This window comes from Pseudomonas pohangensis (genome assembly GCF_900105995.1).
GTDB lineage: Bacteria > Pseudomonadota > Gammaproteobacteria > Pseudomonadales > Pseudomonadaceae > Aquipseudomonas > Aquipseudomonas pohangensis.
On record NZ_LT629785.1, the window covers coordinates 81,132 to 96,121 of the forward strand.

Annotated in this window: 10 protein-coding genes and 1 tRNA gene; 6 read left to right on the forward strand and 5 right to left on the reverse strand. The window is 54.0% G+C overall.

Annotation, left to right across the window (positions count from 1 at the left end; translation table 11 throughout):
• Positions 1-9 precede the first annotated feature (9 nt).
• The 3 genes from pglZ to BLT89_RS00360 are packed head-to-tail and all read left to right on the forward strand — an operon-like array spanning position 10 to position 5,828.
• A complete protein-coding gene (gene pglZ, locus BLT89_RS00350) occupies positions 10-2,346 on the forward strand; it encodes a BREX-1 system phosphatase PglZ type B (RefSeq protein WP_090198535.1) in 2,337 nt (778 codons plus the stop codon).
• 18 nt (positions 2,347-2,364) lie between these two features.
• Positions 2,365-4,410, forward strand: a complete 2,046-nt coding sequence (gene brxL, locus BLT89_RS00355) for a protease Lon-related BREX system protein BrxL (protein WP_090192557.1) — start codon at positions 2,365-2,367, stop codon at positions 4,408-4,410.
• A gap of 26 nt (positions 4,411-4,436) precedes the next feature.
• On the forward strand, positions 4,437-5,828 hold the full coding sequence (locus BLT89_RS00360) for a DUF4145 domain-containing protein (RefSeq protein ID WP_157718762.1): 1,392 nt from the start codon (positions 4,437-4,439) through the stop codon (positions 5,826-5,828).
• A gap of 126 nt (positions 5,829-5,954) precedes the next feature.
• On the opposite strand, the gene BLT89_RS00365 is transcribed toward BLT89_RS00360, so the two are convergent.
• From BLT89_RS00365 to BLT89_RS00375, 3 genes are read right to left on the reverse strand one after another with little or no spacing between them, the layout of a single operon-like run.
• The gene (locus tag BLT89_RS00365) at positions 5,955-6,239 is read right to left on the reverse strand and encodes a hypothetical protein (protein WP_090192559.1); all 285 of its coding nucleotides are present in this window, start codon (positions 6,237-6,239) and stop codon (positions 5,955-5,957) included.
• Positions 6,240-6,250: 11 nt separating this feature from the next.
• Positions 6,251-7,411, reverse strand: coding sequence for a site-specific integrase (locus BLT89_RS00370; protein ID WP_090192560.1), 1,161 nt, complete (start codon positions 7,409-7,411; stop codon positions 6,251-6,253).
• Positions 7,404-7,640, reverse strand: coding sequence for a hypothetical protein (locus BLT89_RS00375; protein WP_090198538.1), 237 nt, complete (start codon positions 7,638-7,640; stop codon positions 7,404-7,406). Before BLT89_RS00375 ends, BLT89_RS00370 begins: the two co-directional genes overlap by 8 nt.
• Before the next feature lie 157 nt (positions 7,641-7,797).
• Between BLT89_RS00375 and BLT89_RS00380 the strand changes: the two genes are divergently transcribed.
• The gene (locus BLT89_RS00380) at positions 7,798-8,016 is read left to right on the forward strand and encodes a helix-turn-helix domain-containing protein (RefSeq protein ID WP_197673525.1); all 219 of its coding nucleotides are present in this window, start codon (positions 7,798-7,800) and stop codon (positions 8,014-8,016) included.
• 302 nt (positions 8,017-8,318) lie between these two features.
• On the opposite strand, the gene BLT89_RS00385 is transcribed toward BLT89_RS00380, so the two are convergent.
• A tRNA-Arg gene (locus tag BLT89_RS00385) sits at positions 8,319-8,395 on the reverse strand.
• 525 nt (positions 8,396-8,920) lie between these two features.
• On the opposite strand from BLT89_RS00385, the gene gabD reads away from it, so the two are divergent.
• The gene (gabD, locus tag BLT89_RS00390) at positions 8,921-10,366 is read left to right on the forward strand and encodes an NADP-dependent succinate-semialdehyde dehydrogenase (RefSeq protein WP_090192562.1); all 1,446 of its coding nucleotides are present in this window, start codon (positions 8,921-8,923) and stop codon (positions 10,364-10,366) included.
• Between the two features lie 156 nt (positions 10,367-10,522).
• Entirely contained in the window at positions 10,523-11,803 is a 1,281-nt protein-coding gene (gabT, locus tag BLT89_RS00395; protein ID WP_090192563.1) for a 4-aminobutyrate--2-oxoglutarate transaminase, read from the forward strand.
• A 165-nt stretch (positions 11,804-11,968) separates the two neighbouring features.
• On the opposite strand, the gene BLT89_RS00400 is transcribed toward gabT, so the two are convergent.
• Complete coding sequence (locus tag BLT89_RS00400; protein WP_090192564.1) at positions 11,969-14,884, reverse strand: EAL domain-containing protein; 2,916 nt, start codon at positions 14,882-14,884, stop codon at positions 11,969-11,971.
• Positions 14,885-14,990: the final 106 nt, after the last annotated feature.

Below are 14,990 nucleotides of genomic sequence, written 5' to 3' on the forward strand. Positions count from 1 at the left end.
GGGAATTACATGACTACGACCACCATCATTCAAGCATTAGCAGAAGCCCTTATCAGCGCGGCTAAGGTTAATGCTTCGGTACAGGTGAAACCGGCGGCGGTTCTTTGGGCAGATGCAGATTCGCAATGGCTGCCGGTAATAGATCGGCTTCGTGAGATATACCCAGGTTTGCTCGGTTTGGGTGAGTATCAGCCGGATGCGGGTAAAGGGCCGGCTATTTGGTTGAAGTGTGCGGTTGCGGGGCTTATTCCGGAATATCCGGTTGACCAGCTGCCGTGCGTACTCCATTTGCCTGGCGTGAGTCGTTCCGACTTGCGTGCTATTGAGAGCTGTCCGCGCGACCTCCAGCCTCTGGCTGAGTTGCAGTACCGCGGCGTGCTCTGGGGGCAGGCCAATGGCAAAGATTGGACCGTAAACGCTTTTCTGACCTCTAAAAATGGTGGCCTTGGTCTGAATGTTTCGCAGGACCAGGCAACTCAGGATGCATTAAGACAGGTTTTGCTTGCTGGTCTGCTGATGGATATGTCACTGGAGGAACTTCAGGGGCGACGAATCAATGCTGAATGGCTACAGAGCCTATTAGCACCTAACCCCGTTCGTGATCTGCTGCTGTGGCTAAATGATCCAGCTTCCGCTCTGGCGCAATGGGACACTTCGCGTCGTGAGGTTTTTATACAGCGTTGCAAGTCCGATTTTGGATTTCATCCTGTAAATGATGGCCAGCTTGTAGCCGCGGATAATCTAGCCAAGGCCGAAGGAAGGTGGGCTGCAGTGGCAGAGCTGTATCGGGATTCGTTCTCTAGTTATCCCAATATCCTTGGCTTGTTAGCAAAGTTAGAGCCGCCTCAGCTTGGATTATTCGATGACCTCGCGGCTGTCGCTGGTTATCCGCAAGTGAATGAAGGAAAGGAAAGCGCTCTTCGGTATGCGCTTTCAGCCATTGGCAGCATGACGGTAGACCATGCTCGTACGGCAATACTTGCCGCTGATAAGGAACACGCGGTTCGCCGGGAGTGGTTGTGGGCCCAAATGGGGCGCGCACCATTGGCACTAGCACTGGAGCACCTTTCCCAGGTTGCAGTATTGAGCGCGAAATTGCCGGTTGGTGTTATGCCAGACCAGTTGGCAGCTAGTTATCAAGAATCTGGTTGGAAAGTAGATGCAGCTGCTTTGCGATCTTTAGCCGCTGTGCAAAGCAGCTCCGATCTGGCCGCCGTATCAGCTGCATTGCGCGCGGTTTATTGGCCTTGGCTCGAGGAGGCGGCAAGACGGTTGCAGGAGGCTACCAGGACGGCTGGCGGGTTGGCTAAAAAGCCTACGTCTGCAGCACCTATTCAGAGTAACGGCACCTGTACTGTGTTTGTCGATGGTTTGCGATATGACGTCGCAGTTCAACTGATGGAGAAGCTGACAAGTCTTGGTGAGGCCAGCTTGGGTGCTCGCTGGACAAGCATGCCTTCGGTTACAGCATCTGGAAAAGCCTGGTGTTCTCCAGTGGCTCATTTGGTTTCTGGCAATCCTGCAGAGATTGATTTTGAGCCCAGCGTGACCGCAGAGGGCAAGCCACTTTCGGCTCATAATTTCCGTAAGCTGCTGAGCGATAACGGGGTACAGCCTCTCGGGAAACATGAGATTGGCGATGCTGACGGTATTGCTTGGACCGAGGCAGGTGATCTTGATCACTATGGACATCAGCATGGAGTTCGCCTGGCCAGAGACCTTGATATCCAGCTAGCCCAGGTCATAGAGCGCATCACTGAATTAAAGGATGCCGGCTGGCGCTACTTCCAGATTGTTACCGACCACGGTTGGTTGCTGTTACCTGGAGGACTGCCGAAAAGTGAGCTACCGATGCACCAAGCTCAAACCCGCTGGGGTCGTTGTGCTGTTTTGAGGGATTCAGCCCACGGTACGCCGCTGACCTTCGGCTGGGACTGGTGTAAAGATGTTCAGATAGCCTACGCGCCAGGAATTACGAGCTTTATTGCTGGAAATGAGTATGCGCATGGAGGATTGAGCCTTCAGGAGTGCCTGGTTCCTGTAATCACCCTCAAGGCCAGTGGCGCGCCATCATCTGCGGTAACCGTGACAATCAAATCTGTCATTTGGAAGGGGTTGCGCTGTGTGGTTCAAGTTGAGCCAGCCGATTCGGGTTTGACGGTAGATATTCGCACCAAACCAGCGTTGGCAAATAGCAGCATAGCGGCCAGCACTAAAGCACTTGAGAATGGCAAAGCTAATTTGGCGATTGCCGATGATGAGCACTTGGGTACGGCTGCTGTTGTGGTCGTGCTTAACCAGGATGGCGATGTGCTGCAGAAGTCTGCAACCACCATTGGCGGATAAACAAACGGGACAAAATGCATGCAGCTCGATGATCTAGACGGTAAGGCGACAAGCGCTTTCGAGGGCTACGTGGTTCGTAAGGATCTGGTACGTACGTTCAGTCGCCAATTCCCGGTGCCCACCTACGTAGTTGAATTCCTGCTCGGGCGCTATTGCGCAACGATTGACGAGGAGGAGATACAAGAAGGGCTGGAGATCGTCCAGCGGCAGTTAGCATCGCGCACAGTCAAGGCAGGCGAGGAGGAGTTGTTTAAGGCTCGTGCTCGCGAGGCTGGCTCAGTAAAAATTATCGACATCATTACTGCTCGTCTCGACGCAAAAACTGACTCTTATGTAGCCACCTTGCCTAGTTTGCGGTTGAACGATGTTCGTTTAACGCCAGAGATGGTCAGCAATAACGAGCGCATGTTGACCGGCGGCTTTTATGCCGAAGTTACCCTTGCCTATGACGCATCCATTGCACAGGAGAAAGGTGGCCGTCCCTTTGGCATTGAGTCGCTAAGAGCTATTCAGCTGTCAAAGCGTGAAGTACTGGATGTCCTTGCAAAAGGACGTGAAAACTTCTCTACCGCAGAGTGGCGTGATTTGTTGTTGCGCAGCGTCGGATTTGAGCCAGAGACTTTGGGCGATCGGGCTAAAGATGCGCTGCTACTTCGTATGATTCCTTTCGTAGAGCGTAACTACAACCTTGTCGAGCTTGGCCCGAGGGGCACAGGAAAATCACACTTGTTCCAGCAAGTCTCGCCTTACGCTCACCTGATTTCGGGTGGTAAGGCGACGGTCGCGCGAATGTTCGTCAACAACGCATCTGGGCAGAGAGGCCTGGTGTGTCAGTACGATGTTGTGTGTTTCGACGAGGTGTCGGGTGTTTCCTTCGACCAGAAGGATGGCGTAAACATCATGAAGGGATACATGGAGAGCGGCGAGTTTTCACGCGGCAAAGAAAGTATTCGCGCTGATGGTTCCATAGTCCTGGTGGGCAACTTTGACGTGGATGTCGAGCACCAGCAACGCATTGGGCATCTTTTGGGGCCGCTGCCCCCGGAGATGCGAGACGATACAGCCTTCATGGATCGCATCCATTGCTTCTTGCCGGGCTGGGATGTGCCGAAGCTAAGCCCAAACTTGTTCACAGAGCATTTCGGCCTGGTCAGTGATTTTTTATCCGAGTGCTTCACTCAACTGCGAAGTCAAAGTCGTGTTTCGGAGTTGCAGGGCCGCGTTTACTGGGGCGGGGCATTGAGCGGGCGGGACATCAATGGCGTCAACAAGACAGTAAGTGGCCTGCTCAAACTGATTTCGCCTAACCCGGAAACTGATGTAAGCGATGAAGATCTGGAGTGGGCAGTTCGCCTTGCGCTGGAAGTGCGCCGCAGAGTGAAAGAGCAACAAAAACGTATTGGAGCTGCTGAGTTCCGTAACACGCACTTCAGTTACACCTTTGGTACCGAAGGTGTTGAAAAGTTCGTGGCTACCCCTGAGTTGCAAAGCCAAAGTGGAATCGGTGACGAACCTCTGGAGTGCGGTCAGATTTGGACGTTGAGTCCAGGTGGCCAGGATGAGCACCCCGGCCTATTTCGTCTGGAGGTTACTGAGGGACCGGGGAGCGGGGTGCGAGTGTTAAACAACCCTGTTCCACCTGCGTTCCGGGAGTCCATTCGCTGCGCGGAGCAAAATCTCTATGCGCGCGCAGCGCAGTTAGTGGGAGACCGTGATCCTCGCGCACATGAATTCTCGGTACAACTTCGTGGTTTTGATGCGGCTAAATCGGGTGCTAAAACAGGTGTTGGCGCTTTGATCGCCCTTGCTAGCGCATTACTGAAGAAATCAGTACGCGGAGGCTTGGTAGTGGTTGGGGAGGTCACCCTGGGCGGCACTATTGAGCCCGTTCACAATGCCGTTACTCTCGCGGAGTTGTCAGTGGAAAAAGGCGCTAAATCCCTGTTGCTCCCGGTTTCATGCCGCCGCCAGCTTTTCGATCTTTCTGATGATATGGCAACGAAGCTTGATATCGAATTTTATCAGGATGCGCGTGATGCTTTGCTAAAAGCGTTAGCCGAATAATCAATATTTATTAAAAGGGTCACACAATGGCTGGCTTTTTTAAAAGATCGTTGTCTTGGATTGTTGCGCTTGTAGTGCTGCTACTATTAACCGGGCTAACTCATATGTATGCCAGAGTGACTACGCTTGGTTATGTGCAGGGTTATGATTTTCTTATATTTAAGAATGCTTTTGATAGACTTGATGTCAGTAATCATGAAGATGGAAAATTAATTAAATCTACCACAAACGTGCTTGGGAGCAGTGACCGCGCACTTTTTTCTGTCGCAGTGATATCTGGTAATACATGTTTGGAAAATGATGGGAGCAACGGAATTTGTAAGTTATTTCCAGTCCGTTCAGTGTTTGAGTCGGCGCTGTCAAAAAATAAAGTCCACACCATTGCTGGAAAATATCTTGAGTTAAACGTTATGGAAGACAGTGATAGGAGATATTTTGTATTTGATAAACTCCAGGGCGGGGATTTGATTGTTGCTGAAACTTTACCATATCTTATCTATGACGATTCATTTCTTAGTAGGGAAAGTTTATTTTTTAAAGATATTCCAAAATATCTTTCTACCTACGATGGATTTTCCCTTATGTACCGGAAAAGCATTGGGGCTTGGGTTTTTTTAATTATCATAATTGGTATGCTTTTTGTTTCTCAGGAAGTTATTTACAGAAAAAAAAGTTATGAATTCAAACGGCTTAATACAGATAAAGACGCGATTGAAAAGCGGTTGTTAGATGCTAATGAATCGCTTTCTACTATCCTATTTGAAAAGGATGCGCTAGAAAATGAAATATCAGAAATTAAGCTGGAGCTTGAAAAGATTGATAGCCTTTCTCACTCTAAGGCTGATCTTGAAAATACACTGAAAATGAAGATGCATGAGCTTCACAAGAAGGATAACCTTGTCAGTCAAGTCGAAAATCACCACCTGGAGGATCTGAACAAACTTTATAACTTAGAGAAAGAGCTAGAAAATTTACGAAATAAATTATCAAACCAAGATCAAGATGATATTTCTAGGCAGGAAGCTTCTGACCTTAATGAATTAAAAAGCTTATGGTTAAATGGAAAATTAACTTGGGATGATCGGTTGGCTATTGAGGGGAAAGTTTCCTTTGCGGATTTAGATAGAGCGCCCTTTACTGACTATATAGTGTATACGTCATTTGAGCAGTGGATAGTCCGAGCTTGTAATAGACATAAATTGGCTTATCCAGGCGAGAAGCTTGAGCTCTATAAACAGATCGATCTTTTAAAAAATGCCAATATTGTAAGCGATAAAGAGGCGGACCTTCTTCATGAAGCCAGAATTGTTAGGAATAACTGGTTTCACTCAGGTGTTAAGCCTACAGCCGCATTCACATCTAAGGTTGTTAAGTTCCTTAAGATAAAAAACAGTCCAAAAATTGATCCGAGAGTATGATTTCCATGAACGATAATTTTCACGTATTGACTCATTGGTTGATTGCTGTTGCCTGTGATAAATCTACAGCTTCAATTATAAATGTATGACTTTGTAAAAGCATTGGGCTTCCCTGCCCGATTTTCTTCATGTCTGAATTAAGCATTCTATTTTTGTGATCAAGTAATCCAGCGGGCTCCTACCCTCCAGTCGCTTTTGAAAGACCTCATCACGGTGGTAAAACACCCAGGTTTCGAGCGCCTGACGATTACTTTGCTCGTAGCCTGAACCCAGCACGCAAATAAGTTCGCTTCCTTGCGGGTCTTCAAGGTAGTGACTCAGCGCAGAAGCAATGTGTTTCAGATACTTATGTTCGCGCTCCTCCATCGATGTGCCAAGGCTGATGACGTTACCGTTTTTTATCAGTTTCATGGTTGTACTCCTCAGCCCTGTAAGTTGGCTTTGATCAGATTGTCGAAGGCGCTGCCATCGTGGCGAGTCAGGTTCGGCACATAGCGCGAGTAAACGCGAAACAGCATCTCGGTGGTGGTATGGCCCATTTGACGTGCGATCCATTCAGGGTTCTCACCGGCTGCCAGCCAGAGCGTTGCTGCCGTATGCCGGCTCTGATATGGCCGACGTACCCTGAGCCCCAGATGGCGAAGCAGCGGCGCCCACACGCGCTTACTGATATTCCGGTACTCGTGTGGAGTTCCTTCGCGAGTACAGAACACGAACTGACTATTGCCTGTTCGTTTCTTTTGCTCCTGGAGTGCTTCGAAGACAGGCCCCGACATATCGATTTCGCGCTGGGAGCCATCGTTCTTTGTGTAGTCGAGTTTGCCGCCTACCCAGGTTTCACGAATCAGGATCTGCCTGCGCTCGAAGTCGACGTATTTCCACTGCAACCCGTCAACTTCCGCCGTACGCAGCCCAGTAAAGAACCTGACGGTGTAGTACGGGCGGAAATCAGACCTGACAGTGTCCAGAATCTGAATAACCTCCTGCAGAGTGAAAGGCTCGACATCTGTCTTCTGTACTTTCAGTGATTTGATTGCAAGGTAAGGTGACGTAAACTCAAAACGGTCAGCCGCCTCATTAAGGATCATGCGCAATGGCGTCATGATGTGGTTGATTCGCGTCGCTGACAGACTCTGACCTTTCTGCCCGGGCACTTTGCCGAGAGCCGAGCGGAATGCCAGGATGTCTGCCTTGGTGATGGCGCTGACTTCTTTCTTGCCGAAGACCGGCAGCAGATGCTTTTCAAGCGTGCTGCGTACCGTCTTGCTATGGCTATCACGCCATTCGATTTTCTTTTCATCGAACCAGAGCTCTGCGAAGTCTTTCAGCAGAGGTGTATTCATCAGAGCGCAGCCAGCTTTTAACCGGCTGAACTCTTGGACTCTGGCGCTGTGTGGAAAGTAGGTGCCGTAATCAAAGCTTCCCAGGGTGATTTCAGCCTCGATAAGACTGAGTATCTTCTCGGCTTTCTTGCGATTGGCCGGGGTATTGGGAAGGGTGGTCTGCTCTCGGCAACGCTTGCCGAGATAGCGAAAGTCAAAGAAGAGATTCCCTGTCTCCTTCCGGACAACAATATTACCCATGGCAAATTCCCCCATTAGCCATGGGGATGCCGAAACCATTGCTCTGCGAAAACTTCACCATGTCGCGTTCAACGGCATCCCAAATGAAAAGGATCTTTCGGCCTCCAAATGGACGGAAATAATGGATGCCCTCCAGAAGGACAGAATCCTTGAGACGATTACGGATCGTCCTGGCGTCGTATTTGATGCGATGGGATAGCTCTTCAGTAGTCAGATAAATTTCGCTCATTTCTCTCTCCAGATCCATTTGAATCATATATGAGCCTTTTGGCTCGAGAGTGATAATAACGAGTCATTTGAGACTTGCAAGAGTTTTTTGACTCAAATTTGAGTCGAATGCAAAATGGGCGACGTTTCTTCGCCAGGTCACCCGCATGATTCGAGTAATGTTCAAGCAACAGCTGGACGAGAAATCCTTCAGGGAGAAGCGCCGCATCACGTTAAATGAAGTGAGTGATGCAACTGGAATCTCCAGGGCAACGCTTTCGCGTATAGCCAATACACCTGGCCACAACACTTCGACTGATCATATCGATGCGCTTTGCGACTACTTAGGGTGTGAGTTGGATGACTTGCTCAAGCGAGTGGTAGAGAAGTCGGAGTGAGTCTTTTTGCTGAACCGCCAGGTGGCATGATCTTGGCTGGCCGCTGAAGCGAACGGATACCGCTAAATTTAAGGCAGTGGTCAGTATCAGCCGAACCCTATTTGGCCCGTTCAAACCATGGGCACAGAATGGACACATTTTGGACACAGCCTGAAAAACCGCTGAAGACGGTAGATGAGGGCGGTGGTCATTGCTGATTGCAGGATATTGCCTCGGCGAGGCAAAAGAGAATTACCAGATTGGCCAAAACCAGGAACTGGCTTTCAGGCGGGATTTAAAAAAGTCTTTTAAATCAAGGAGTTTGGCGCACCAGGCGGGATTCGAACCCACGACCCCTGCCTTCGGAGGGCAGTACTCTATCCAGCTGAGCTACTGGTGCATATCTGTTGCGGGGGAACTATTTGAACACTAGCTGTGACGGTGTTCAATCTGATGATCACTGCCTTCGGAGGGCAGTACTCTATCCAGCTGAGCTACGAGTGCGTAATTGTTGCGGACTTGCATTTGATCACTAGCTTCCAGGTTGCTCAACCTAATGATCACTGCCTTCGGCGGGCAGTTCTCTATCCGGCTGGGCTACTGGTGCAGCGCGGGCGTCATGATACGCATCTGTAGCGGGGGCGTCCATTCGCTGCTGATTCGTTCGTGATATCGAACAATCGGCTATGTTTAACGTTGAATGATCGGGCAAATAATCCTGGAAAACTGAAAACGTTAAATTTATTGAACAGGCTATTGCCCTTTTTGTTGCGCCCGCCTAGCATTCGTTTGAGATTTCAAACGCCCCCGGTTTGGTTGTTTTTCAGGGGGTGAACTACTGTGTTGGATTCTGGCTGCTTTTCGGGCCACAGCTGTTCGTAACAAGTTTTACCGGCAAATATATGCCGGTACACAGGAGACTGCCATGCAACTCAAAGACGCCACGCTGTTCCGTCAGCAGGCTTTCATCGATGGAACCTGGCTGGACGCGGATGGCGGCCAGACCATCAAGGTCAATAATCCGGCCACCGGCGAGATTATCGGCACTGTGCCGAAGATGGGCGCGGCCGAGACCCGCCGCGCCATCGAGGCGGCGGATCGGGCCTTGCCGGCCTGGCGCGCACTGACTGCCAAGGAGCGTGCGACCAAATTGCGCCGCTGGTTTGATCTGTTGATGGAAAATCAGGATGACCTTGGCCGGCTGATGACACTGGAGCAGGGCAAGCCGCTGGCCGAAGCCAAGGGCGAAATCGCTTATGCGGCCTCGTTCATCGAGTGGTTTGCCGAAGAAGGCAAGCGCGTATATGGCGACACCATTCCGGGTCATCAGGCGGACAAGCGCATTCTGGTGATGAAGCAGCCGATCGGTGTGACCGCCGCCATTACGCCGTGGAACTTCCCGGCCGCGATGATTACCCGCAAGGCCGGCCCGGCATTGGCTGCCGGTTGCACCATGGTGATCAAGCCGGCCAGCCAGACGCCGTTCTCGGCACTGGCGCTGATGGTGCTGGCCGAGCGCGCCGGTATTCCAAGCGGTGTGTTGAGCGTGGTGACCGGCAGTGCCGGCGACATCGGCAGCGAACTGACCGGCAACCCGCTGGTGCGCAAGCTGTCCTTTACCGGCTCGACCGAAATCGGCCGCCAGCTGATGATGGAATGCGCCAAGGACATCAAGAAAGTCTCGCTGGAGCTGGGTGGCAATGCTCCGTTCATCGTGTTTGATGATGCCGATCTGGATGCAGCGGTAGATGGCGCGCTGGCTTCCAAGTACCGCAACGCCGGGCAGACTTGTGTCTGTGCCAACCGCCTGTATGTGCAGGATGGTGTGTACGACGCGTTTGCCGAGAAGCTGCGTGTGGCGGTGGCCAAGTTGAAGATCGGTAACGGTCTGGAAGACGGCATTACTACCGGCCCGCTGATTGATGAAAAAGCCGTGGCCAAGGTCAAGGAACATATCGACGATGCCGTCAGCAAGGGCGCGACCGTACTCTCCGGCGGCAAGGCGCTGGGTGGCAACTTCTTCGAGCCGACCATTCTGCTCAACGTGCCGAAAAGCGCAGCCGTGGCCAAGGAAGAAACCTTCGGTCCGCTGGCGCCGCTGTTCCGCTTCAAGGACGAGGCCGATGTGATCGCCCAGTCCAACGACACCGAGTTCGGTCTGGCTTCGTACTTCTATGCCCGTGATCTGGGCCGGGTGTTCCGTGTAGCCGAGGCGCTGGAGTACGGCATCGTCGGCGTGAATACCGGAATCATCTCCACCGAAGTGGCGCCGTTTGGCGGGATCAAGGCCTCCGGTCTGGGTCGCGAAGGTTCCAAGTACGGTATCGAAGACTATCTGGAAATCAAATACGTCTGTCTGGGCGGTATCTGACGGCTTTTCTCCCCTCTCTCACTAGTGGGAGAGGGGCCAGGGGAGAGGGCTTGCCCGGTTTTGCCCTCTCCCCAGCCCTCTCCCGTGAACGGGAGAGGGGGTGAATTCCCCCGACCCTGCGTCGGAACCTGTAAGGACTTCCAGTCGAGGACAATCATGAGCAAGACAAACGAATCACTGATGCAACGCCGTGTAGCAGCGGTTCCGCGTGGTGTCGGGCAGATCCATCCGATTTTTTGCGAGCGTGCCGAAAACGCTACGGTGTGGGATGTTGAAGGTCGCGAGTACATCGACTTCGCCGGTGGCATCGCGGTACTCAATACCGGCCACCTGCACCCGAAAGTGGTGGCGGCGGTGCAGAAGCAGCTGACCAAGGTTTCCCACACCTGCTTCCAGGTGCTGGCCTACGAGCCCTACGTCGAACTGTGCGAGAAGATCAATGCCATGGTTCCCGGCGACTTCGACAAGAAGACCCTGCTGGTGACTACCGGCTCGGAAGCGGTGGAAAATGCGGTGAAAATCGCCCGCGCCACCACCGGGCGTGCCGGTGTGATCGCCTTCACCGGCGGCTACCATGGCCGCACCATGATGACCCTGGGCCTGACCGGCAAGGTCGTGCCCTACTCTGCCGGCATGGGCATCATGCCGGGCAACACCTTCCGTGCGCAGTACCCGTGCGCGCTGCATGGCGTGAGTACGGATGACGCCATGGCGAGCATCGAGCGCATCTTCAAGAACGACGCCGAGCCGCGCGACATCGCCGCGATCATCCTCGAGCCGGTACAGGGTGAAGGTGGTTTCTATGTGGCGCCGAAAGACTTCATGCAGCGCCTGCGTGCCCTCTGCGACCAGCATGGCATCCTGCTGATCGCCGACGAAGTGCAGACCGGCGCCGGGCGTACCGGCACCTTCTTTGCCATGGAGCAGATGGGTGTTGCGGCTGACCTGACCACCTTCGCCAAGTCGATTGCCGGTGGTTTTCCGCTGGCAGGTGTGTGTGGCAAGGCGGAATACATGGACACCATCGCGCCCGGCGGGCTGGGCGGTACCTATGCCGGCAGTCCGATTGCCTGTGCGGCGGCGCTGGCGGTGATCGAGGTGTTTGAAGAGGAAAAATTGCTGGATCGCTGCAAGGCAGTTGGCGAGCGTGTGGTCAATGGCCTCAAGGCGATCCAGGCCAGGCACAACAGCATTGGCGAAGTGCGCAACCTGGGAGCAATGATCGCGGTCGAGTTGTGTGAGGGCGGCGACATTCACCAGCCGAATCCGACGCTGACCGGACAGGTTGTTGCCAAGGCGCGCGAGAAAGGCCTGATCCTGCTGTCCTGCGGCACCTATGGCAACGTGCTGCGCGTACTGGTGCCGTTGACCGCGCCGGATGCGCAACTGGACAAGGGCGTGGCAATTATTGCCGAGTGCTTCGACGAACTCGCCTAAGGGCTCACCAGCCAGGCGTTTCTTGACCCGCTTATGCGGGTCTTTTTTTGGGCATAGTTCGTGTTGGTTGTGCAATTTGCTTCTGTAGGAGCGAGCTTGCTCGCGATGCTCTGGCGCTGCCTGTTTGCCCGTGGCCGTTCAGTCGCGGCCTTTTGGCAAAGGTAGTTACTCCGCAACTTTGCTCAGGGGGTCGGCCGGTTCCGGGAGATCGTTGCTGCCTTCGGTCAGCGGTAGATCTGCCAGCCGAGACAGTGGCTGCGGACGGCCAATGAAGTAGCCCTGGGCATAATCGATGCCCAGTTGTTGCAGGCAGTCCAGGCTGGCCTGACTTTCGACAAACTCGGCCACGGTTTGCAGGCCGAGCTTGCGCGAGATCTGCACCATCGAGCGGACCATGGCCTGATTGATCGGATCGTTTTCGATATTGCTGATGAAGGAGCCGTCAATCTTCAGAAAATCCAGCGGCAGGCTGCGCAGGTAGGCATAGGAGGCGAAGCCGCTACCGAAGTCATCCAGGGCGATTTTCAGGCCGCGTTCACGCAGTCTGGCGATCCATTGCGAGGATGCACCAAGTTCGCCGAGGGCAACCATCTCGGTTACCTCGATGCATACGCGCCCGGCAGGTAGCCGGCGCTCTTCGATCATGGTGTAGAGCAGGTCGTGATAGCCCTGATCCAGCAGCGAGGGGGCGGCTACGTTGATGTTGACCTGCTTGAGGCGGGCGCAGTGCTCCGGGTTGCTGACCAGCCAGTCGCACAGTCTGCCCAGGGTCCAGCGGTCTATCGCGGGGAGAAATCCGTAACGCTCGGCAGCCACCAGGAACTGCCCGGGGGCCACCCACTCGAGGGTGTCCGGGTCACGATAGCGCAGCAGAATCTCGTAGTGCCAGCCAGATTCATGGCGCTGCATCGGCAGTATGGGCTGGAAAAACAGCTCGAAATGGTTCTGCTCGATAGCTTCACGCAGGCGCGAGATCCACTGCAGCTGGCGCTGGTGTTCAAGCAACATGCTGTCGTCGGGGTTGAAACAGTGCACCCGGTTGCGGCCATGGTGCTTAGCCAGCTGGCTGGCACTGTCGGACCAGCTCAGGGCGGTCTGCCATTCGGTGATGTGCTCATCCAGCTCCAGCAGGCCGATGCTGACAAACAGGCGGAAGGGACGGCCCTCCCAGTTGAAAACAAACTTTTCGACGCTGGTGCGGATGATTTCCGCCTGTTTGAGCGCCGCGCCAAGATCATCCTCGCGCAACAGGATGGCGAACTCGTCGCCACCAATGCGTGCCAGCACAGCGCTGGCCGGCAACTGTGCCTGCATGCTGCCGGAAAGCTGGCGCAACAGCAGGTCGCCGGCGCTATGACCGCAAAGATCATTGACCTGCTTGAACTGATCGAGGTCGAGATACAGCAGATGGCTGTAGCACGTGCCCCGGCCATCAATGCTTTCCTGCAGCAGCCGCTCCAGTTCGCGGCGGTTGAGCAGGCCGGTCAGTGGGTCATGTGCGGCCAGTCTGGACAGCTTGCGCTCCAGCTGCCGGCGCTCGCTCAGGTCGACGACAATGCCTTCGATATCCGCGTGTTCGGCATGGATGTGCAGTGACAGGTGTATCCAGTGCCTTGTACCGTCCAGCCCGTGCAGCTGGAACTCGCCGCTGGCATGCGGCTGGCTGCTGTTCAGGCGCTCAACAAACGCGCGCCATTCGCCGGGCTTGAGCAAGTTGCTAATCGAGTGGCGGCGCAGGGTCTGGATGTCTGTTTGCTGCAGGCCGATCAGGCGCAGCATGCTCGGGTTGGCTTCCAGCAGTTTGCCCGTGGCAGTGCAGCGAAAGATGCCCTCGGAAGCATTTTTGAACAGCGCACGGTATTGCTCGAGATTGTCGATGGCTTCGGTCTGGCTAAGGATCAGCTGCTTGCGCACATTATCCAGTTGGCGGCCATTGAGCAGTCCGAAAAGGAATACCGTAATTAACGGCAGATAACTGCTGAGCATCTGCACCCAGGGGTACTGTGGCAGTACGCCGGTACGTACCAGCGCGAGGGCCATCATCATCAGCAGCACGCTGCACCAGATGGTCACCACCGTGCCGGCATAAGGGCGCCTGAGCTTGAGCGCCAGGAGCGAGGCAGCCATCTGGAACAGGGCGATGACCAGCATCAGCTGATTCATCAGGCGGGGCCAGCGATAGTCGTTGATATCCAGCAAAATCATACTGGCCGTTCCGAACAGGCAGACGAACAGCAGATTGCGCAGGCGGATGATCCAGGTTTGCCGCAAGTCCAGCGTGGCGAGAATGAACAGGGTGCTGAAACACAGGCTCAAGGCGCCGGTCAGGTTGCTTTCTATGGGTTGTGCGCGGGGTACGTCATACCACAGCAAAAGGTTGCTCAGGCCGCTGCTGCTGGCGTAGTACCAGGCGAGAAAAAGTGTGGTGACGGTGTAATAGCCAAGATGCCGGTCACGCAGGGCCAGATACTTGGTCAGGTGAAACAGGCCGATGATCAGCAATGCGCCGAATATCAGGCCGCTTTGCCCCCAGTATCGCGAGATCAGGCTGGTCTTGACCGGCTCTGATACCAGCTTTATCGGCAGCGAAAGATTGGAGCTGCTGTGAATGCGCAGCACGACATCCTGAACGCTACTGCCAAACATGGGCAGGGGCAGCAGAAAGTTTGGATAGGGTTCCTGACGGGCAGAGAAAGGCAGCAAGTCACCGCTACTGCGGTACAGGATCATTTGCCCGCGGACATACACCCAGAGCTCGACCTCGTCGATGAACGGATTGCCCAGCTCGAGGAAGTACTGCTGTCCCTTCGCCCCCTCGAGGCGGAAGCCGGCCCAGAAAGTGCTGGCGCTGTACCCTAGCGATGTACTGCCGTAGTAGGTTGCGCCGCGCTCGTTGAGCAGTGGCAAGGCGCTGCGTATGTTGAGTGACGGGGTGTCGTCTTCGAGTACCCGCAAAGCCTGCAGCGGGGTGGCTTGTGCGGCCTGTTGAGGGTTGAGGATGGTCAGTGGCAGTTCGGCATGCGCCTGCTGCAGTGCCATAAAGCACAGCAGGCCGAACAGCCAGCGAAGGGGTAGCGCCATTGAGTCAATTCCGCCAGAAAGTGCAAACCGGGTGACGAAGATCCAGCCAGAGGTTTGCTTGCCTGCAGTCTAGACCACAAGGGGTTGCGGTTTCTTCGAATAGTAA

Bases quoted from the DNA above. Each gene is read 5' to 3' on its own strand.
- pglZ (WP_090198535.1), top strand. From the start codon at position 10: ATGACTACGACCACCATCATTCAAGCATTAGCAGAAGCCCTTATCAGC.
- BLT89_RS00360 (WP_157718762.1), top strand. From the start codon at position 4,437: ATGGCTGGCTTTTTTAAAAGATCGTTGTCTTGGATTGTTGCGCTTGTA.
- brxL (WP_090192557.1), top strand. From the start codon at position 2,365: ATGCAGCTCGATGATCTAGACGGTAAGGCGACAAGCGCTTTCGAGGGC.
- gabD (WP_090192562.1), top strand. From the start codon at position 8,921: ATGCAACTCAAAGACGCCACGCTGTTCCGTCAGCAGGCTTTCATCGAT.
- BLT89_RS00400 (WP_090192564.1), bottom strand. From the start codon at position 14,884: ATGGCGCTACCCCTTCGCTGGCTGTTCGGCCTGCTGTGCTTTATGGCA.
- BLT89_RS00380 (WP_197673525.1), top strand. From the start codon at position 7,798: ATGTTCAAGCAACAGCTGGACGAGAAATCCTTCAGGGAGAAGCGCCGC.
- BLT89_RS00370 (WP_090192560.1), bottom strand. From the start codon at position 7,411: ATGGGTAATATTGTTGTCCGGAAGGAGACAGGGAATCTCTTCTTTGAC.
- BLT89_RS00375 (WP_090198538.1), bottom strand. From the start codon at position 7,640: ATGAGCGAAATTTATCTGACTACTGAAGAGCTATCCCATCGCATCAAA.
- gabT (WP_090192563.1), top strand. From the start codon at position 10,523: ATGAGCAAGACAAACGAATCACTGATGCAACGCCGTGTAGCAGCGGTT.
- BLT89_RS00365 (WP_090192559.1), bottom strand. From the start codon at position 6,239: ATGAAACTGATAAAAAACGGTAACGTCATCAGCCTTGGCACATCGATG.